The following is an 18456-nucleotide window of genomic DNA, read 5'->3' as shown; positions in this document are numbered from 1 at the left end:
TTTTCGTGAAACAGGGCAATTTTTTTATGGCTTCAACAATTTGAACCAGCCTTTTAGTTTGAAAAATACCAGCATTAATAAAACAATAATTAGCATAATACCTAATACAATAAAGTAGCTATAGTGTCCATGAAGTTCAGGCATATAATCAAAATTCATCCCATAAACACCTGCAATAAAGGTTAATGGAATAAAAATAGTGGAGACGATGGTTAAAGTCATCATAATGCCATTCATGCGAGTCGAGCTCATCGCCATATAGCTATCCCGCATATCTGCTGTCAGTTCACGGTTTGACTCAATCATCTCGGCTAGCTTGAGTAGATGGTCATAAATATCCCCAAAATAAGCACGCTCAGATGGATTCAGTGAAAAGCGTTCTGAATTCATGATACGGTACAGTAAATCTCGCATTGGCAAAATAGTTCTTCTTAAATGCAATAAGTCACTACGGAATTCAAACACGGTTTTCATCGCGTGGACATTATTATGATAGGTGAGTTCATCCTCTAGTGTATTTAATTGATCCTCGATTTGATAAACAAGTGGGAAGTAACTATCCACAATTTTATCAATGGTTTGATAAGTTAAATAAACCGTTCCACGCTCCCAGTTTTTTGATTGGGCTTCTAAGCTTTTACGAACCAGCTCTATTTCAGGGGCATTGCTTTTATGGAATGTGACGACAAATTGATGAGATAGAAAAATATTAATCTCCTCAGAAACCAATGTACTTTCATTTATACGATGTAAGACGAAAAAATGAAAATCATCATAAAAATCTAACTTAGGACGCTGCAAAAGGGTAAGACAGTCTTCTATCGCTAATGGATGGAAATGAAAAAACGTGTCCAATAATGATTCTTCTTTAGTAGTAGGGCAATCAAAATCAACCCAATACCATTCAAATTCCTTTTGTTGAATCATCTCAAGAGGAAAATCCTTAATAAGTTGTTGATCTTTCGTAATACCTATTGTGTGTATCATGGGGTTCACCTCTTTTTATAACATAGCCAACCACCAAATAATGTAGTGGCAAAAAATCGAGCTGGCTGTGTAAATCCTGCTTGGCTTAATAATGCTACTATATCTTGCTCTGGCATAAAGGACAATGAGCGTACAGTATTCTCCATAGTGGCGATTTCTTCTTTAGATAGCCTTGTATGCTGTTGCCAATAAGCACGCCATAAATCAAATTGTAGTTCTGTTTCCTCTGAATGGAGTTGACCGTATTTAGAGACAATAACAAACGGAGCATCAGGTTTTAAATGAGCAGCAATGGCTTGCAATGTGGCTAATTTCTCCTCATATGTATGAATAAAATGAAGCACTAAAATACAGCTAGCCGCATCAAATTTTTCATCGGGTAGCAGGCTATCCAGCATTGTTCCTTTTAGTAAAGACACAGCGTTAGGTAAAGTACTTACACGCTGCTGGGCAATTTCTAGCATCGCTTCAGCAGGGTCTAAGCCAACAAATGTCCAGTGTGATCGATTTTCAGCAAACTGTAGAATTTCATTACCACTACCTGAACCAACAATTAGCAATGTCGCTTTTTCAGGTAATGCAGCTTGATAAAAGCTCTGTGCTAAACGTAACATGGCATCATAGCTCGGTAGTGTGCGGCGAATGCCTTTTTCATATTCAGGAGCAAGTGTGTGATCGAATTGCATAATGCTTCACATACCTTTCAAAAATTTTTTAATTCATGAAACTATTTTTAGTATAGCCCCGTATATAGTAATAAATAAAATATAAAGAAATGAGTTGATATACATGGAGACAAAATGGTCTAAAGTAATCATACATGCGAGTGCCTTTTTCGCACCATGGTTAGTGCCCATTATTTTTTTCTTAATTAGTTCAGATGAGGAAGTAAAAGCGATTTCGATTCAAGCATTGTTGTTCCAAATTGTTATGGGTGTTTTAATTGCGATTTCAGGTGTACTAAGCTTCCTAATCATTGGGTTACCATTCTTATTAATTTTCATCCTGATGACAATTGTTGTACCGATTATCGGTATTGTGAAAGCATTATCTGACGAATCATGGCGTTATCCAATTGTTGGTCGCTGGTTTTAATCTATCAATTAAAAGGAGATGTCCATTATGCGACATCTCCTTTTTCATATAATTAAACGCTGAATTTACTAACCTCATCATTTAATTCCCTTGCTAAATTGTTCAATAATTGTGTTGCTGAAGAGATTTCTTCCATAGATGCAAGCTGCTCCTCTGATAGGCCAGCTACCTGCTGTGTAGAATCATTTGAAGAGGCAGAAATCGTTTGTAATGACTCAAATGTCGCTGAAACTTGCTCAGCACTTGCTGCCATTTGCTGTGATACGGCTGATACTTCTTGAATTTGATCTGTTACGAGACGAGCTGCTGTAATAATTTCTTGGAATGCTGCTCCTGTGTTTGCGACAATTTCTACACCTTGTGATACGTTATCATTCACTTGGCCCATTTTTTGTACAGTCAATTGTGTTTCAGCTTGAATAGAGTAAATAATCGTTGTAATTTGCTGTGCAGAACGACTGGACTCCTCAGCTAACTTACGCACCTCATCGGCTACCACGGCAAAGCCTTTCCCAGCTTCTCCAGCACGAGCTGCCTCAATTGCTGCATTCAAGGCTAATAGGTTCGTTTGATCGGCAATATCTGTAATGGCATCGACAATTTTTTCAATTTCTTGTGAGCGTGTTGATAGAGATGTAATAGAACCCATCGTTTCGCCTACCACTTTTTCAATTTGCTGCATTTGTGTAACAGCTAATGTTAAGCTTTTACCGCCATCCACTGCTTTGTTAGAGGATTTCTCGGAAGCAATTGCGACATCAGAAGCCGTTGTAGCTACATGGTGAATGCCTTGCGCCACTTCTGACATAGCCTTTGAACTTTCTTCGATTTGTACTAATTGTGTGGTAGAGCCATTTGCAATTTCTTCTGTAGCTAGTACGATTTTCTCCGTTGCTTTTGTGGATTGATCGACATTGACAATCAATTCTTCAGTTGAGGCAGATAATTCGATACTGGAATGGGCCACTACGGACAGCATATTTTTTAAATTGGCAAACATGTGATTAAATGCTTGAGAAAGCTGTGAGATTTCATCCTTTGCTCCCTCTTTTAGGCTTAATGGTTCAATGGTTAAGTTTCCTTGAGCTACTTGTTTTGTTTGTTCGATCATAGTAAATAACGGTTTGAGCTTTGTAATAATTAAAATGCTTGCTAATAAGCTGAAAAGGGAAAAGAAAGCAATGGAGGATCCAAGTATAATCAGGCTTGTTGTAACACGTGAATGTGCTGCCCCCGTTTGCTCTGAAATCCACTCTTCTACCTCTGTATTAAATTGAGTTAAGTAATTATTAATTTGTTCTTTACCTGAAAAGTATTCATTACTGTACATTAAATCAGCTGCTTTTTGTAAGTCCCCTGTTTGAATCAATTGAAATCCTTGTTCTTCGGTCTTTGCTAATTCAGCCGACTCGGCTTGTACATTTTGCACGATATTCAATAAATTTTGCGGCAATACATCTTCAAATTGCGTAATCACTTTCTGATAGGTTTGCGTTTCGTTAACTTCCTTCATATATTCATCATAAAATTTTTTATCGCCTGTGCTAGCATAGGCACGTGCAAGCGTCGTTAAATCATCTGATACTCTGACCAACTGCTCTTTTAAGTAAAGAATAGTACTTTCTTTTTGAAAGGCATTCACTTGTTGGTTATTGCTTTGTATTAAAAAGAAAAAGCTACCAATGTTTATTAAAAATAACACTATGGTGATGATAATGACAGAGACGAGCAATGATTTAATTTTCATCTGTAAAACCCTTTCTAAAATCCGTTATTTTTTGTTTTTAAATTCCATTTGAGTGATGGTGTATTCATCTATCATTTAAAAAGTTCTACATATTTAAGAAAAATCCTTGTGTCTAAAACCCTTTTTATAAAATATTATTTCAAGTTTCAATGGGCGAATTAATTGCATTTAATTTTTATGATTTTGTATAATAAAGTCAAAGATAGTCAAAGTCAATGAGATAAGCGAGGTGTATTCCGAAAATGCGTAATATATCAGACATCATAGAAGGCTATTTAAAACAAGTACTTGAATTAGATAGAGAAGGGTATATTGAAATTAAGCGCAGTGAAATTGCTGATAAATTTCAATGTGTCCCTTCGCAAATAAATTATGTAATTAATACACGATTTACAGCCGAGCGAGGTTATCTTGTAGAGAGTAAGCGAGGCGGTGGTGGGTACATCCGAATTTTACGTGTCCGCGAAAACTCCCAGATTGATTTAATCGACGCCATTTTAAAGCAAATTGAAGGTGGGGCGTCCCAAACAATGGGAGAAGATATTATCTATCGTTTAATTGACGAGCAGGTAATTTCAAAGCGGGAGGCGAAGTTAATGTTAGCTGCTATTGATCGTACAAGTTTAGATGTGTCACTGCCATTGCGAGATAGCATTCGTGCAAAAGTTTTACGAGCGATGCTGACGACCATTAAGTACGAGCAACAAAAATAGTGTTTTTTGTACTGAAAGCGAAGCAACAGCAACAAATGTTTTCTGTGCGAAAGCTAGAGTGCAACGAAGCGTCAGCAACAAATGTAAAGAGGTGATGGGAATGATTTGCGAACACTGTAAACAGCGTAATGCTACAGTGACTGTGACACAAGTTCAAAATGGTCAGAAAGTAGAGCATCATTATTGTGATGTTTGTGCTTCGCAGTTCCATCCATTTCATGCAGAATTTAAGCAAGAGCCAATATCTATTCAGCAGCTATTATCTAATTGGTTTGGCTCACCATCTTGGCAACAAAAAATGGATGAAAAGCAACAAGTGCAGACACAGCAAACATGTCCACAATGTGGATTCACGTATAAACGTTTTTTAAAGGAAGGCAAATTTGGGTGTCCGAGTTGCTATGATACGTTTAGTGAACATTTACCCAAGCTCTTTAATCGCATACAAGCAAGTCCACAGCATAGTGGGAAAATACCAAGCACTTACAATAATCGCTTTGCCATTAAGAAGCAAATTGAATCGATTCGTAAACGAATGCAAGTGGCCGTTGAGGACGAGCAGTTTGAAGAAGCCGCAAAGCTACGAGATGAAGCAAGGGAGCTTGAACAGCAATTGCAACTTGAAGGTGGTGATGTATCGTGATGATTGACTCGTTTTTAACACGAGCTACCCCTACATGGATGAATAGAGAAGACGACTATTCAGATATTGTGATTAGTACACGCATTCGTCTTGCACGTAATTTAGATGGGTATCGATTTCCATTAGCCTTTTCAGAGAATGAAGCTTTGCAAATTGAACAGGCAGTGACACATGCTATTAAGGATAGTACACAGCTGAGCCAAAACTATGCCTATTTTGCTATTAAGGATTTATCGCCATTACAGCGTCAAATCTTAGTGGAAAAGCATTTAATTAGTCCGCAATTAGCTAAAAAGGAGCAGGTAGGTTCCATGCTGTTATCAGAAGATGAAGCTGTGAGCATTATGGTGAATGAAGAAGATCATCTTCGGATTCAATGTATGACAGCAAGTTTTCAGCTTCAACAGGCATATGAGCAGGCAGATGCGATTGACCGTATATTAGAAAAAACTTTACCATATGCTTTTCGAGGAACTTTTGGTTATTTAACAAGTTGTCCTACAAATATTGGCACAGGTTTACGAGCATCTGTGATGATGCATTTACCAGCATTGACCTTGACTGGTCAGATGAATCAAATCATTAATGCGATGACCAGATTAGGGATGACTGTTAGAGGAATTTATGGTGAAGGTAGTGAAAGCTTAGCCAATATGTATCAAGTTTCAAATCAGATTACATTAGGGAAAGCGGAAGATGATATTTTAGCCGATATCCAGAGTGTGGCTGAAAAAATTATTCAAAAAGAACGGCAGGCACGAGAGAGACTGTTGGAAAAGGCTGAGTTTGCGCTGGAAGATCGTGTTTATCGTGCTTTAGGTACGCTAACACATGCACGCATTTTAACGAGTGAAGAGGCAGCAACCTGTTTATCGAATGTGCGTTTAGGAATTGATTTAAAACTGATCGACAATATTCCAGCTACAACGATTAATGAATGTATTGTTAGTATGCAGCCAGGCTTTTTACAGCATTATGTTAATGAAATTTTACCGCCTGCTGAGCGAGACCGTATACGTGCAACGATGTTACGGGAAGTATTAATGAATAAACCGATGATTGATGAAAAAGGAGCAGATGCTATATGATGTTTAATCGTTTTACACAACGTGCACAAAAAGTATTGCAATTAGCGCAAGAAGAAGCCATTCATTGGAAACATGAGTCAATTGGGACAGAGCATATTTTATTGGGACTAATTCGTGAAGGTGGCGGTATTGCCGCAAAAGCACTAGAGGCGATTGAAGTAAGTCCACAAATGATTGAAGCAGGTATTGAGGAGCTTGTTGGGAAAGGTACAGAGGATGTAGGTCCAATCGTACATTATACACCAAGAGCGAAAAAAGTCATTGAATTATCTGTCGATGAATCACGTAAGCTAGGGCACTCTTATATTGGAACAGAGCATTTGCTGTTAGCGTTAATTCGTGAGGGTGAAGGCGTAGCAGCTCGTGTATTGAACAATGTAGGAGTTGGCTTAAATAAAGCACGCCAACAGGTATTATTGCTATTAGGGAATAATGATAATCCACAAGCTAGCCAACAGGCAACACAAGCTGTCAGCACGCCAACATTAGATAGTCTTGCACGTGATTTAACACAAATTGCAAGAGAAGGCTCATTAGACCCTGTAATTGGTCGTAGCAATGAAATTACACGTGTCATTGAAGTTTTATCTCGCCGTACGAAAAATAACCCTGTCTTAATCGGGGAGCCTGGTGTTGGTAAAACAGCAATTGCAGAAGGCTTAGCACAACAAATTATTAACAATGAAGTACCAGAGATTTTACGCAATAAACGCGTGATGACATTGGATATGGGAACAGTTGTCGCAGGCACAAAATATCGTGGTGAATTTGAAGATCGTTTGAAAAAAGTAATGGATGAAATTCGCCAAGCAGGTAATATTATTTTATTTATCGATGAATTGCATACATTAATCGGTGCAGGTGGTGCAGAAGGGGCAATTGACGCTTCTAATATTTTGAAACCATCTCTAGCACGTGGTGAGTTACAATGTATTGGTGCAACAACATTGGATGAATATCGTAAATACATTGAGAAGGATGCCGCTCTAGAACGCCGTTTCCAACCAATTCGAGTAGATGAGCCAACTGTTGAAGAAGCAATCCAAATTATTCATGGATTACGTGACCGTTATGAGGCACATCACCGTGTGAAAATTACAGATGAAGCGATTGAAGCTGCAGCAAAGCTAAGTGATCGCTATATTTCAGATCGTTTCTTACCAGATAAAGCGATTGATTTAATTGATGAGGCAGGCTCGAAAGTACGCTTACGTTCATTCGCAGTGCCACCAAGTTTAAAGGCTTTAGAAGACCGTCTTGAAAATGTACGTTCAGAGAAAAATGCAGCGGTATCAGGTCAAGAATTTGAAAAAGCGGCATCATTACGAGATACAGAGCAAAAGCTAAAAGATGAAATCGAGGCAACAAGAAAGAACTGGAAGGAAGAGCAAGGTCGCTCCGAATCACAAGTCACAGTGGATGATGTTGCAGCCGTTGTATCGATGTGGACAGGAATCCCAGTATCGAAAATTGCTTCAGAGGAATCAGCAAAGCTTTTACAGCTTGAAGAAGAATTACACAAACGCGTTGTAGGGCAAGGTGAAGCGGTCGAAGCTATTTCTCGTGCTATTCGTCGTGCAAGAGCAGGCTTAAAAGATCCAAAACGTCCAATTGGCTCCTTTATTTTCTTAGGTCCTACAGGGGTAGGGAAAACCGAGCTTGCGAGAGCATTAGCAGAAGTGATGTTTGGTGATGAGGATGCAATGATTCGTGTAGACATGTCCGAATACATGGAAAAACACTCGACATCACGCTTAGTTGGTTCACCTCCAGGCTATGTGGGCTTTGATGATGGCGGTCAGCTAACAGAAAAAGTACGTCGCAAACCGTATTCTGTTGTATTATTAGATGAAATTGAAAAGGCACATCCAGATGTTTTCAATATTTTACTACAAGTATTAGAGGATGGCCGTTTAACTGATTCTAAAGGTCGCACGGTTGATTTCCGTAATACGGTCGTGATTATGACATCAAATGTTGGGGCAGACGCATTGAAATACCGTAAAAACCTTGGCTTTACTACAGGCGGGGTAGATTCAAAACATAAGGACATGAAGAGCACAATGCTAGAAGAGCTGAAAAAGGCCTTCCGTCCAGAGTTTTTAAACCGTATTGATGAAATGATTGTCTTCCATTCATTGGAGAAAGAACATTTAAAAGAAATCGTGTCCTTAATGGCAAACGCTCTAACAAAACGTCTAAGAGAGCAAGATATCGAGCTAGAGCTGACAGATGCAGCGTTAGAGAAAATTGTGGATGAAGGCTATGACCCACAATACGGTGCACGCCCATTACGTCGTGCATTGCAAAAGCACGTGGAAGACCGCCTATCAGAAGAACTGTTAAAAGGTACAGTTTTAACTGGAGGAACAATTATTTTCGACTATGTGGAAGGCGAATTTGTTGTGCGTAGTAAAGAAAAGGTGCTTGAAGTTTAAGCGAATACGATGAATAGATAATAGATAAAGTCTTTTGGGGCTTTATCTATTTTTTTCGTAAAAATTTTCAATATCCGAAACAAGTGCATAGAAAACGTACACTAAAAATATTTGCTATACTAAAGCTACTAGTAGTAAAGAATCGAGGGATTGTATGGCGAAAAAGAAGACAAAATTTGTTTGCTCAGGCTGTGGTTATGAGTCAGCTAAATGGATGGGGCGCTGTCCTGGCTGCGGTGAATGGAACAAGATGGTAGAAGAGGTAGAGATTGTGGCAAAGGGACCACGTGGCGCATTCCAGCATTCAGCGACAGTGACACAAAAAGCTGTGCCTATTATTCATGTAGAAGCAGCAGAAGAACCTCGTGTCGCAACGGAAATGGGTGAGTTAAATCGTGTGCTAGGTGGAGGAATTGTACCAGGCTCTCTCGTATTAATTGGGGGGGACCCTGGGATTGGGAAATCAACCTTGCTTCTACAGGTTTCCGCACTTCTCTCAAATAAAGGGCATCGGGTGCTCTATATTTCAGGTGAGGAATCGATTCGTCAAACAAAGCTACGTGCGGAACGTTTAGGTGTGATATCACAGGAGCTTTATATTTATTCGGAAACGAACTTAGAATTTTTACATCAAACAATTGAGGATGTACAGCCGAAATTTGTGATTGTCGACTCCATTCAAACAGTCTTTCATCCAGAGGTCACAAGTGCACCAGGTAGTGTTTCGCAGGTGCGTGAATGTACGGCTGAATTAATGCGCATTGCTAAAACGAAGGGCATTGCTATTTTCTTAGTTGGGCATGTGACGAAGGAAGGGCAAATTGCAGGGCCACGTATTTTAGAGCATATGGTAGATACGGTGCTTTATTTTGAAGGAGAACGTCATCACAATCATCGCATTTTACGCAGTCAAAAAAATCGCTTTGGTTCAACAAATGAAATTGCTATTTTTGAAATGCTACAAGGTGGCTTAAAGGAAGTGTTAAATCCATCTGAGCTCTTTTTACAGGAGCGTTCACAGGGAGCTGCGGGATCTACCATTGTTGCTTCTATGGAGGGAACTCGACCTATTTTAGTAGAGATTCAATCACTTGTCACACCTACGAGCTTTAATTATCCAAAGCGAATGACGACAGGTGTTGATCAAAACCGTGTACAGTTACTTATGGCTGTGTTGGAGAAAAGAATGAGCCTCATGCTGCAAGCACAGGATGCATATATTAAAGTAGCGGGTGGTGTTAAATTAGATGAGCCTGCGATTGATTTAGCTGTCCTTACAAGTATTGTATCTAGCTTTAAGGATCAAGCTGTTCGTGCCACGGATTGCTTTGTAGGTGAGGTAGGGCTAACAGGAGAAGTACGGCGTGTGACACGTATTGAGCAACGTGTAGTCGAAGCGGCTAAACTTGGCTTTAAACGTGCCTTTATTCCCGCTTCTAATATTGGTGGATGGCAATTCCCAGAAGGTATTGAAATTGTCGGTGTCGAAACAATTAAAGATGCGTTAAATGCCTGTTTTACAGATAGATAGTGGATCAATGCATGTTGGTGAAAAGCCGACATGCATTTTCATCATAAATTTATAGGCTTATACAGGATTTTCTACTATAAACTATGTATAATCGAAATAATAATAAAATAAGAGGTAACAGTAGACTAATAATCTGTCACGTACATATGACCTCATATTATTAAAGTAATCTAAAATTGAAAGGAGAGAAGACGATGAAAAGGTTTGTTCAAATTGCTTGTTTACTGATAGGAGGAGCATTAGGTCTTGTTGTCTTACCGCCATTATACGAGTTGCTTCATTTATCATCTATTCCTTGGCTTGATAATCCATACATATCGGTAGCAATCGGTGCACTTTTTTTATTTACGTTATCCTTTGGCTTTTCGGATTATTTAGTCAAATGGATAAGCTGGATGGAGGAGGTATTGTTTAAAATACCTGTTGCTGATTTATTATTCGGTACATTAGGATTGATTATCGGCTTAATCGTAGCGTATTTCTTAGGTTTTGCGCTTGATAGTATTCAATTTCCAATCATCACAAATATCATGAAGTTTATGCCGATTATTTTATCCTTTATTTTAGGCTATTTAGGGTTCCGTGTAGGTTTTAAAAAGCGGGAAGAATTATTGCAAATATTCACATTAAAAAGCAGCAATGCGAAAAAGAAAGCTGCTGAAGATGCTGAGGTTATCGAGATACAAGGCAGTTATAAGCTGCTAGATACGAGTGTGATTATTGATGGGCGCATTGCTGATATTTCGGGAACAGGTTTTATCGAGGGGGTATTGGTGGTTCCTCAGTTTGTGCTGACAGAGCTACAGCATATTGCAGATTCGTCTGATACATTAAAGCGCACAAGAGGTCGTCGAGGCTTGGACATTTTGAAAATGCTACAGGATGAACGAGCAACGAAGGTAGAAATTACGGAAGAAGACTTTGACGATGTGCAAGAAGTCGATTTGAAGCTTGTGAGACTTGCTAAGAAAATGGGTAATAATACAAAAATTGTTACGAATGACTTTAATCTGAATAAGGTTTGTGAGCTTCATCAAGTAAAAGTTTTGAATATTAATGATTTAGCGAATGCTGTTAAGCCTGTTGTAATCCCAGGCGAAGATATGCAGGTTGTCGTCATTAAGGATGGTAAAGAGCATAATCAGGGTGTTGCTTATTTAGATGATGGTACGATGATTGTTGTAGAGGGTGGACGTCATTATATTGGACAAGCCATTACAGTAACGGTAACAAGCGTTTTGCAAACATCAGCGGGACGAATGATTTTTGCGAAGCCAAAGGATGATTAGGAAGTGGGACTATGCAATATGAAGTAGTATTGCCTGCTGCGGGGAGTGGCAAGCGAATGGGCGCAGGGCAAAATAAATTATTTTTATATCTTTTAGGCAAGCCAATTCTTGCGCATACATTGGAAGTATTTGAGCGTGATGACAGATGCACAGGTATTTGGCTTGCAGTGAAGCCTGAGGAGCGTGCCTTTATTGAACGAATGCTTGTCGAATATGGGATTACGAAGGTAAAGGGCTTGCCTGATGGTGGGGCTGAACGACAGCATTCGGTGCATTCATGCTTAAAGGCGATGGAACAGGTAAGCATCGTACTTGTGCATGATGCAGCACGTCCATTTATCACACATGATATTATTGCGCATCTTGTGGAAAGTGCGCATGATTACGGTGCAGCCATTGCGGGTGTACGTGCGAAGGATACGATGAAAAAAGTGTCAAATGGCATCATTGAGGAAACCGTTGATCGTGAAAGTTTATGGATGGTGCAAACGCCTCAAGCTTTTCGTTTCGAGTTAATCGTGGAGGCTGAGGATGTAGCTGAAAAGGTTGGTTTTCTTGGAACGGATGAGGCCATGTTAATGGAGCGCTTAGGTCATGAGGTGCGAATTGTAGAGAGCAGCTATGAAAATGTCAAAATTACCACACAAGAAGATTTAGTATTCGGCGAGGCAATTTTACATAAGCGTGCTCTGGAAGGATAGTAGTGAGTGTTGTAGAGAAGAGGCAAGGGATAAAAACCTTAGCCTCTTGTGTTTTATAAATGAAGATTTCGTAGTGTACTGTTCAAAAGTTTTACTGTTGGTGATAAACACCTAGCTTGAAAAATGTATGAATCATAGTATAGTCAACAAAAATACTACAACAAGCTCTTTTTAAAAATAAGTATGGATATCTGGTTAATATGATAATAGAATAGATGAAAAAGCTGTGAGAGGTGTTTGCTTGCTATGAATTTAAATGAATGGCTAAATCAACAAGTTCCGCAAATTACTAGTTCGTTGAATGAGATGAATAAACAGTATATCGATATCGAAAATTCCATTGGCTTCGTTGGACGTGACCGTATTTATAAAATTATAGATAATTTTCATGAGGTGCTGTTCCCAGGTGTTTACACGACTGAGCCTGCTGACGAAACGAAAATTAATGTTGTGAGCAGTAATAAGCTACGAGAAACAGCACTTGATTTACGTGATATTATTGAAAAAGTGCTGATTTACAATATGGAGGACAGTAATCCAGCAAATTGTGAAAAATATTGCCGTGAGCAAGCAGATAAAATTGTTATGGATTTGATTAATCAATTCCCAGCAATTCGCCAAATGCTACAAACAGATATTCAAGCAGCCTATAATGGCGATCCAGCAGCTTTATCAACAGAGGAAATTTTACTGAGCTATCCATCTATTGTGGCTGTATATATTCATCGTGTTGCACATGAGCTTTATGAGATGGGTGTACAAATTGTGCCACGTATTATGTCGGAATATGCGCATCGTTTGACGGGCATTGATATTCATCCAGGAGCGACAATTGGAGAGTCTTTCTTTATCGACCATGGAACAGGTGTTGTTATTGGTGAAACATGCACAATTGGTAAGAACGTCAAAATTTATCAAGGTGTAACACTTGGGGCATTAAGTTTCCCTCTAGATGGAAATGGTAATCCAATTAAAGGTATTAAGCGTCATCCGAATATTGCGGATAATGTAGTCATTTATGCAGGGGCAACGATTTTAGGTGGCGAAACAAACATTGGGCATGATTCCGTGCTAGGTAGTAATATTTGGCTAACACATTCTGTGCCACCATATTCTCGTGTTTATAATTCACAGCCATCCCCAAACATTAGCAATAGCCAAATGAAAAATATTGAATATCATATTTAACGATGAAATCTCTCTTTGTCATAAGGAGAGATTTTCCCTATTTCTAGGCAAACTTTGATATGATAGAAAGTAAATACGGATTAAAGGAAGATGGATATGTTTCGAGTTGGACAAGGTTATGATGTACATGCATTTGCTGAAGGGCGAAAATTGATTTTAGGTGGTATTGAAATTCCACATGATCGTGGGCTTCTGGGACATTCAGATGCAGATGTTTTGTTGCACACAATTACAGATGCCGCACTTGGCGCAATTGGTGAGGGCGACATTGGTCGTCATTTTCCTGATACAGACGCAGAGTGGAAAGATGCAGATTCTGCAAAATTATTGCAGTATATTTGGAAAATCGTTGAGGATAAAGGCTATGCATTAGGGAATGTAGATGCAACGATTATCGCCCAGCGACCTAAAATGGCCCCTTATATTGAGCCAATGAAAAATCGCATTGCCGAATTACTAAATGCAGAGCCGTCACAAGTGAATGTGAAAGCCACAACGACTGAAAAGCTTGGATTTACAGGACGTGAGGAAGGCATTGCTGCATTAGCAACCATTTTGTTGATAAAAAAATAGCCCTACTTTTATTTGCTTGGGCACAATGGTAAAATGAACAAAGTCAAAAGCTAAGAATAGCTAAATCGAGGAGGTATTTAGGTATGACGAAGGAAATTCGTGTTCGTTACGCACCATCTCCAACTGGTTTTTTACACATCGGTGGAGCGCGTACGGCATTATTTAATTATTTATATGCAAAACATCATAATGGCAAATTTATTGTCCGTATTGAAGATACAGATATTGAGCGTAATGTAGAGGGTGGAGAAGCATCACAGCTAGATAATTTAAGATGGTTAGGTATTGACTATGATGAGTCAGTTGATATCGGTGGACCATATGCGCCGTATCGCCAAATGGAGCGTCTTGATATTTATAAGGAGCATGCGGAGAAGTTACTTGCGCAAGGTGTGGCTTATAAATGTTTCTGCTCTTCTGAAAAATTGGAGGCTTCTCGTGAAGAACAAAAAGCACGAGGTGTAGCAGCACCAACATATGATGGTACTTGTCGTCATTTATCAGAGGAAGAAGTAGCAGCGAAGGAAGCGGCTGGAGAAGCCTTTACCATTCGTATGCGTGTACCTGAAAATGTCACATATGACTTTGAAGATTTAGTACGTGGTCAAGTAACGTTTGAATCGAAGGATATTGGTGATTGGGTATTAGTAAAAGCAAATGGCATTCCAACGTATAATTATGCAGTTGTTTTAGATGACCACTTCATGGAAATTTCTCATGTTTTCCGTGGTGAAGAACACTTATCGAATACACCAAAGCAGATGATGATTTTCGATGCATTTGGTTGGGAATACCCACGTTACGGTCATATGACATTAATTGTTAATGAAAACCGCAAAAAATTATCAAAACGTGATGAATCAATTATCCAATTTGTCACGCAATATAAAGATTTAGGTTACTTACCTGAAGCAATGTTTAACTTCTTTGCGTTGCTTGGTTGGTCTCCAGAGGGTGAAGAGGAAATTTTCTCAAAAGAAGAGCTTATTAACATTTTTGATGAGCAACGTCTATCTAAATCACCATCTATGTTTGATAAACAAAAATTAACATGGATGAATAATCAATATATTAAAAAACTATCGTTAGAAGAGGTAGTTGCACTATCATTACCACATCTGCAAAAAGCAAACTTATTGCCAGCAGAGCTAACAGCAGAACAACATGCATGGGCAACTAATTTAATCGCTCTATATCATGACCAAATGAGCTTTGGTGCTGAAATTGTAGAGCTATCGAGCCTATTCTTTAATGATGCGGTTGAATATGATGAAGAGGCACAAGCTGTTTTAGCAGGAGAGCAAGTACCAGAAGTGATGGCGGCGTTTAAGGCACAGTTGGAAAGCCTAGAAGAATTTACAGCCGATGCGATTAAAGCGGCTATTAAAGCTGTACAAAAAGAAACAGGCCATAAAGGGAAAAACCTATTTATGCCAATCCGTGTTGTAGCAACAGGGGAAACACATGGCCCAGATTTGCCGAATGCCATTTGTTTAATTGGTAAAGAAAAAGTAATTGATCGTGTAGAGAAATTTGCAAAATAATTTCAATGTTATATGGATTGACAATTTAAGTATTCATTGTACAATGTAGTTAAATTGAGAAAGCGTTGAAAAGGAGAAGTATGTGGCGCATGCTCTAAAGAGAGGACCATCATCGGCTGCAAGTGGTCTGAGCCAAGGCAAAACAGAAATGCACCTTTGAGCATAAAGCTGAACAGTGAAGTAGGCTTTGTCGAGTCGTTCCCGTTAAAGAACGTTCAGAGTGGAGGGGCTTACCTTCAATCAGAGTGGAACCGCGCAAATTAGCGTCTCTGTCATACCGTTTTCGGATGATAGAGACGTTTTTTTATTTTCTATAAAATATAAGAGGGGGAAAAATCCATGAGTATTCAAATTTTTAACTCGTTAACACGTCAAAAAGAAGTGTTCGTACCGCTAGAAGAAGGTAAGGTCAAAATGTATGTATGCGGACCAACCGTCTACAATTATATTCATATCGGAAATTCACGTCCTGTCATTGTATACGATACAGTGCGTCGCTATCTTCAGTATCGTGGCTATGAGGTGAAGTTTGTCTCTAATTTTACAGATGTTGATGATAAAATTATTAAAGCAGCTAATGAATTAGGGGAAGAAGTAAATGAGTTAACGGAGCGCTTTATTGCAGCCTATTTTGAGGATGTAACAGCATTAGGATGCAAAAAGGCAGATGCTCATCCACGTGTGACAGAGCATATGGACGATATTATTCAATTTATTCAAGTGTTGATTGATAAAGGCTATGCATATGAATCAGCAGGAGATGTTTACTATCGTACACGTAAATTTAATGGCTACGGTAAATTGTCACATCAAGATGTGGATGATTTAAAAATCGGTGCACGTATTGAAGCGGGCGAGAAAAAGGACGATGCTTTAGATTTTGCTCTATGGAAGGCTGTTAAACCAGGCGAGATTTTTTGGGAAAGTCCTTGGGGGCAAGGGCGCCCAGGTTGGCATATTGAGTGCTCAGTTATGGCTCGTGAGCATTTAGGTGATACAATTGATATACATGCAGGCGGTCAAGATTTAACATTCCCGCATCATGAAAATGAAATTGCTCAGTCAGAAGCGCATAATGATGCAACATTCGCTCGTTATTGGATGCATAATGGCTATATTAATATTGATAATGAAAAAATGTCTAAATCTCTGGGCAACTTTATACTTGTCAATGATATCCGAAAGCAAATTGACCCACAAATTTTGCGTTTCTTTATGCTATCTGTGCATTATCGTCATCCAATTAATTTTGCCAAAGATTTAGTAGATGCGGCTGCGGCTGGCTTGGAGCGAATTCGTACAGCTTATCACAATGTGAAGCACCGTTTGACAGCAACAGCGAATTTAGGTGAGGATTCAGCACAATGGTTTGAACAGATTGCTGCGCAAAAAACAGCTTTTGAAGAAGCGATGGATGATGATTTTAATACAGCAAATGCGATTTCAGTATTATTTGAATTAGCTCGTATTGCTAATATTTATTTAAACGAAGTAAATACAAATGCAGCAGTATTAGAGAAATTTGTCGAAACCTTTGAGGCAATTGGTGACGTCTTAGGTATTGAGTTTGTTAAAGAAGAAGAACTGTTGGACGAAGAGATTGAGGCATTGTTGCAGGAGCGTGTTGAGGCACGTAAAAATCGCGATTTTGCTCGTTCAGATGAAATTCGGGACCATTTACAAGCGCAAGGTATTATTTTAGAGGATACACGCCAAGGAACTAGATGGAAACGAGGGTAAGGAATGTGGATAAACTTCGTAATGAAGATGTAAAACAACTGAATGCGCTAGCACTAGCTTATATGGGAGATGCTGTTCTTGAGCAAAAAGTACGTGAGCATTTACTGCGCACAGGTCGTGTAAAGCCAAACATATTGCATCGAGAGGCAACACGCTATGTATCGGCAAAAGCGCAGTCGATGATTGTTTATCGCATGATGGATGAAAACTTTTTAACAGAGGAGGAGTTGGCTGTGTTCCGCCGTGGACGCAATGCCAAATCTGGCTCTGTTCCAAAAAATACAGATGTACAAACATATCGTAATAGCTCAGGCTTTGAAGCGATACTAGGCAACTTATATTTAGTAAATGAACTAGAGCGTGTCTATGAAATTATTGCATATGCGATTCAAATTATTGATGAAACGAAAGGAGTGACGAATTCATGACAGAACAAAATGGTGAAATGATTGCTGGAAAAAATCCTGTGTTAGAAGCACTACGATCAGGCCGTGACATGAATAAAGTGTGGATTGCAGAAGGGGTAAAAAAATCAGGAATTAATGAGCTACTTGATTTAGCGAGGGAACGTGGCATCATTGTACAATTTGTGCCAAAGAAAAAGGTCGATCAGTTATCAAGTGCGAATCACCAAGGTATTGTAGCCTCTGTTGCAGCGTATAGCTATGCGGAGCTAGAGGATTTATTTGCAGTAGCAACACAAAAGCAAGAAGATCCATTTTTTTTGATTTTAGATGAGCTTGAAGATCCACATAATCTTGGTTCTATTATGCGAACAGCCGATGCAATTGGTGCACATGGTATTATTATACCAAAGCGTCGTTCTGTTAGCTTAACGGCTGTTGTTGCAAAGGCTTCAACGGGGGCAATTGAGCATGTACCTGTTGTACGAGTAAACAATCTTGCCCAAACAGTCGATGAATTAAAAGAGCGCGGTGTATGGATTGCAGGGACAGATGCAAAGGGTTCTGCGGATTATCGTAAAATGGACGCTACGTTGCCACTTGCTTTGATTATTGGTAGTGAAGGAAAAGGGATGGGGCGTTTATTAAAAGAAAAATGTGATTTCCTTTATCATTTGCCAATGGTGGGACATGTTACATCATTGAATGCCTCTGTTGCTGCTGCACTCTTAATGTATGAAGTGTATCGTAAACGTCAAGAAGCGAATGAGTAAAA

General features: G+C 39.1%; 17 protein-coding genes and 1 other annotated feature. Of the genes, 14 read left to right on the top strand and 3 right to left on the bottom strand.

The features are described from left to right. Positions 1 to 24: 24 nt before the first annotated feature. Together corA and OPF91_RS15945 are read right to left on the bottom strand one after the other, a co-directional pair. Positions 25 to 987 (bottom strand): magnesium/cobalt transporter CorA, encoded by a 963-nt coding sequence (gene corA, locus OPF91_RS15950; protein WP_264989923.1) that lies wholly within the window; start codon positions 985 to 987, stop codon positions 25 to 27. A gap of 5 nt (positions 988 to 992) precedes the next feature. Next, positions 993 to 1673 (bottom strand): class I SAM-dependent methyltransferase, encoded by a 681-nt coding sequence (locus OPF91_RS15945; protein ID WP_264989922.1) that lies wholly within the window; start codon positions 1671 to 1673, stop codon positions 993 to 995. A gap of 103 nt (positions 1674 to 1776) precedes the next feature. Here OPF91_RS15945 and OPF91_RS15940 point away from each other — a divergent pair, with 103 nt between their 5' ends. Then, positions 1777 to 2082, top strand: coding sequence for a DUF4870 domain-containing protein (locus OPF91_RS15940; RefSeq protein ID WP_264989921.1), 306 nt, complete (start codon positions 1777 to 1779; stop codon positions 2080 to 2082). A 52-nt stretch (positions 2083 to 2134) separates the two neighbouring features. Here OPF91_RS15940 and OPF91_RS15935 read toward each other — a convergent pair whose 3' ends face one another. Continuing rightward, complete coding sequence (locus OPF91_RS15935) at positions 2135 to 3829, bottom strand: methyl-accepting chemotaxis protein (RefSeq protein WP_264989920.1); 1695 nt, start codon at positions 3827 to 3829, stop codon at positions 2135 to 2137. A gap of 242 nt (positions 3830 to 4071) precedes the next feature. Between OPF91_RS15935 and OPF91_RS15930 the strand changes: the two genes are divergently transcribed. The 13 genes from OPF91_RS15930 to rlmB all read left to right on the top strand — a co-directional run bounded on the left by OPF91_RS15930 (position 4072) and on the right by rlmB (position 18454). Further along, entirely contained in the window at positions 4072 to 4542 is a 471-nt protein-coding gene (locus tag OPF91_RS15930; protein ID WP_264989919.1) for a CtsR family transcriptional regulator, read from the top strand. A 100-nt stretch (positions 4543 to 4642) separates the two neighbouring features. Then, complete coding sequence (locus OPF91_RS15925) at positions 4643 to 5185, top strand: UvrB/UvrC motif-containing protein (protein ID WP_264989918.1); 543 nt, start codon at positions 4643 to 4645, stop codon at positions 5183 to 5185. Continuing rightward, positions 5182 to 6273, top strand: a complete 1092-nt coding sequence (mcsB, locus tag OPF91_RS15920; RefSeq protein WP_264989917.1) for a protein-arginine kinase McsB — start codon at positions 5182 to 5184, stop codon at positions 6271 to 6273. Before OPF91_RS15925 ends, mcsB begins: the two co-directional genes overlap by 4 nt. Next, positions 6270 to 8711 (top strand): ATP-dependent Clp protease ATP-binding subunit, encoded by a 2442-nt coding sequence (locus tag OPF91_RS15915; RefSeq protein ID WP_264989916.1) that lies wholly within the window; start codon positions 6270 to 6272, stop codon positions 8709 to 8711. Before mcsB ends, OPF91_RS15915 begins: the two co-directional genes overlap by 4 nt. Positions 8712 to 8865: 154 nt before the next feature. After that, positions 8866 to 10242: a DNA repair protein RadA gene (gene radA / locus OPF91_RS15910; protein ID WP_264989915.1), complete on the top strand. Its 1377-nt coding sequence runs from the start codon at positions 8866 to 8868 to the stop codon at positions 10240 to 10242. Between the two features lie 194 nt (positions 10243 to 10436). Further along, positions 10437 to 11531, top strand: a complete 1095-nt coding sequence (locus OPF91_RS15905) for a PIN/TRAM domain-containing protein (RefSeq protein WP_264989914.1) — start codon at positions 10437 to 10439, stop codon at positions 11529 to 11531. Positions 11532 to 11542: 11 nt separating this feature from the next. Further along, positions 11543 to 12232: a 2-C-methyl-D-erythritol 4-phosphate cytidylyltransferase gene (gene ispD, locus OPF91_RS15900; RefSeq protein ID WP_264989913.1), complete on the top strand. Its 690-nt coding sequence runs from the start codon at positions 11543 to 11545 to the stop codon at positions 12230 to 12232. Positions 12233 to 12478: 246 nt separating this feature from the next. Continuing rightward, complete coding sequence (gene epsC, locus OPF91_RS15895; protein WP_264989912.1) at positions 12479 to 13420, top strand: serine O-acetyltransferase EpsC; 942 nt, start codon at positions 12479 to 12481, stop codon at positions 13418 to 13420. A gap of 96 nt (positions 13421 to 13516) precedes the next feature. Beyond that, positions 13517 to 13993, top strand: a complete 477-nt coding sequence (ispF, locus tag OPF91_RS15890) for a 2-C-methyl-D-erythritol 2,4-cyclodiphosphate synthase (protein WP_264989911.1) — start codon at positions 13517 to 13519, stop codon at positions 13991 to 13993. An 83-nt stretch (positions 13994 to 14076) separates the two neighbouring features. Next, entirely contained in the window at positions 14077 to 15537 is a 1461-nt protein-coding gene (gene gltX / locus OPF91_RS15885; RefSeq protein WP_264989910.1) for a glutamate--tRNA ligase, read from the top strand. 56 nt (positions 15538 to 15593) lie between these two features. Then, positions 15594 to 15811, top strand: a binding site (T-box leader). Positions 15812 to 15876: 65 nt separating this feature from the next. Continuing rightward, complete coding sequence (cysS, locus tag OPF91_RS15880) at positions 15877 to 17277, top strand: cysteine--tRNA ligase (protein WP_264989909.1); 1401 nt, start codon at positions 15877 to 15879, stop codon at positions 17275 to 17277. 5 nt (positions 17278 to 17282) lie between these two features. Beyond that, positions 17283 to 17705 carry a Mini-ribonuclease 3 gene (locus tag OPF91_RS15875; RefSeq protein ID WP_309297445.1) on the top strand — a complete coding sequence of 141 codons (423 nt, stop codon included), beginning with the start codon at positions 17283 to 17285 and terminating at the stop codon, positions 17703 to 17705. Next, positions 17702 to 18454, top strand: a complete 753-nt coding sequence (gene rlmB / locus OPF91_RS15870) for a 23S rRNA (guanosine(2251)-2'-O)-methyltransferase RlmB (protein ID WP_264989907.1) — start codon at positions 17702 to 17704, stop codon at positions 18452 to 18454. Before OPF91_RS15875 ends, rlmB begins: the two co-directional genes overlap by 4 nt. The last annotated feature ends 2 nt before the right edge of the window (positions 18455 to 18456 follow it).

This window comes from Lysinibacillus piscis, assembly GCF_026012395.1.
GTDB classification, from domain to species: domain Bacteria; phylum Bacillota; class Bacilli; order Bacillales_A; family Planococcaceae; genus Lysinibacillus; species Lysinibacillus piscis.
This window is presented reverse-complemented; position numbering and strand designations above follow the sequence as displayed.

What these genes read in the sequence shown, in the direction of transcription:
- OPF91_RS15925 (WP_264989918.1), top strand. Translation starts at nt 4,643, where the DNA reads ATGATTTGCGAACACTGTAAACAGCGTAATGCTACAGTGACTGTGACA.
- rlmB (WP_264989907.1), top strand. Translation starts at nt 17,702, where the DNA reads ATGACAGAACAAAATGGTGAAATGATTGCTGGAAAAAATCCTGTGTTA.
- epsC (WP_264989912.1), top strand. Translation starts at nt 12,479, where the DNA reads ATGAATTTAAATGAATGGCTAAATCAACAAGTTCCGCAAATTACTAGT.
- OPF91_RS15945 (WP_264989922.1), bottom strand. Translation starts at nt 1,673, where the DNA reads ATGCAATTCGATCACACACTTGCTCCTGAATATGAAAAAGGCATTCGC.
- radA (WP_264989915.1), top strand. Translation starts at nt 8,866, where the DNA reads ATGGCGAAAAAGAAGACAAAATTTGTTTGCTCAGGCTGTGGTTATGAG.
- cysS (WP_264989909.1), top strand. Translation starts at nt 15,877, where the DNA reads ATGAGTATTCAAATTTTTAACTCGTTAACACGTCAAAAAGAAGTGTTC.
- OPF91_RS15940 (WP_264989921.1), top strand. Translation starts at nt 1,777, where the DNA reads ATGGAGACAAAATGGTCTAAAGTAATCATACATGCGAGTGCCTTTTTC.
- corA (WP_264989923.1), bottom strand. Translation starts at nt 987, where the DNA reads ATGATACACACAATAGGTATTACGAAAGATCAACAACTTATTAAGGAT.
- OPF91_RS15905 (WP_264989914.1), top strand. Translation starts at nt 10,437, where the DNA reads ATGAAAAGGTTTGTTCAAATTGCTTGTTTACTGATAGGAGGAGCATTA.
- ispF (WP_264989911.1), top strand. Translation starts at nt 13,517, where the DNA reads ATGTTTCGAGTTGGACAAGGTTATGATGTACATGCATTTGCTGAAGGG.
- OPF91_RS15915 (WP_264989916.1), top strand. Translation starts at nt 6,270, where the DNA reads ATGATGTTTAATCGTTTTACACAACGTGCACAAAAAGTATTGCAATTA.
- gltX (WP_264989910.1), top strand. Translation starts at nt 14,077, where the DNA reads ATGACGAAGGAAATTCGTGTTCGTTACGCACCATCTCCAACTGGTTTT.
- OPF91_RS15930 (WP_264989919.1), top strand. Translation starts at nt 4,072, where the DNA reads ATGCGTAATATATCAGACATCATAGAAGGCTATTTAAAACAAGTACTT.
- OPF91_RS15935 (WP_264989920.1), bottom strand. Translation starts at nt 3,829, where the DNA reads ATGAAAATTAAATCATTGCTCGTCTCTGTCATTATCATCACCATAGTG.
- ispD (WP_264989913.1), top strand. Translation starts at nt 11,543, where the DNA reads ATGCAATATGAAGTAGTATTGCCTGCTGCGGGGAGTGGCAAGCGAATG.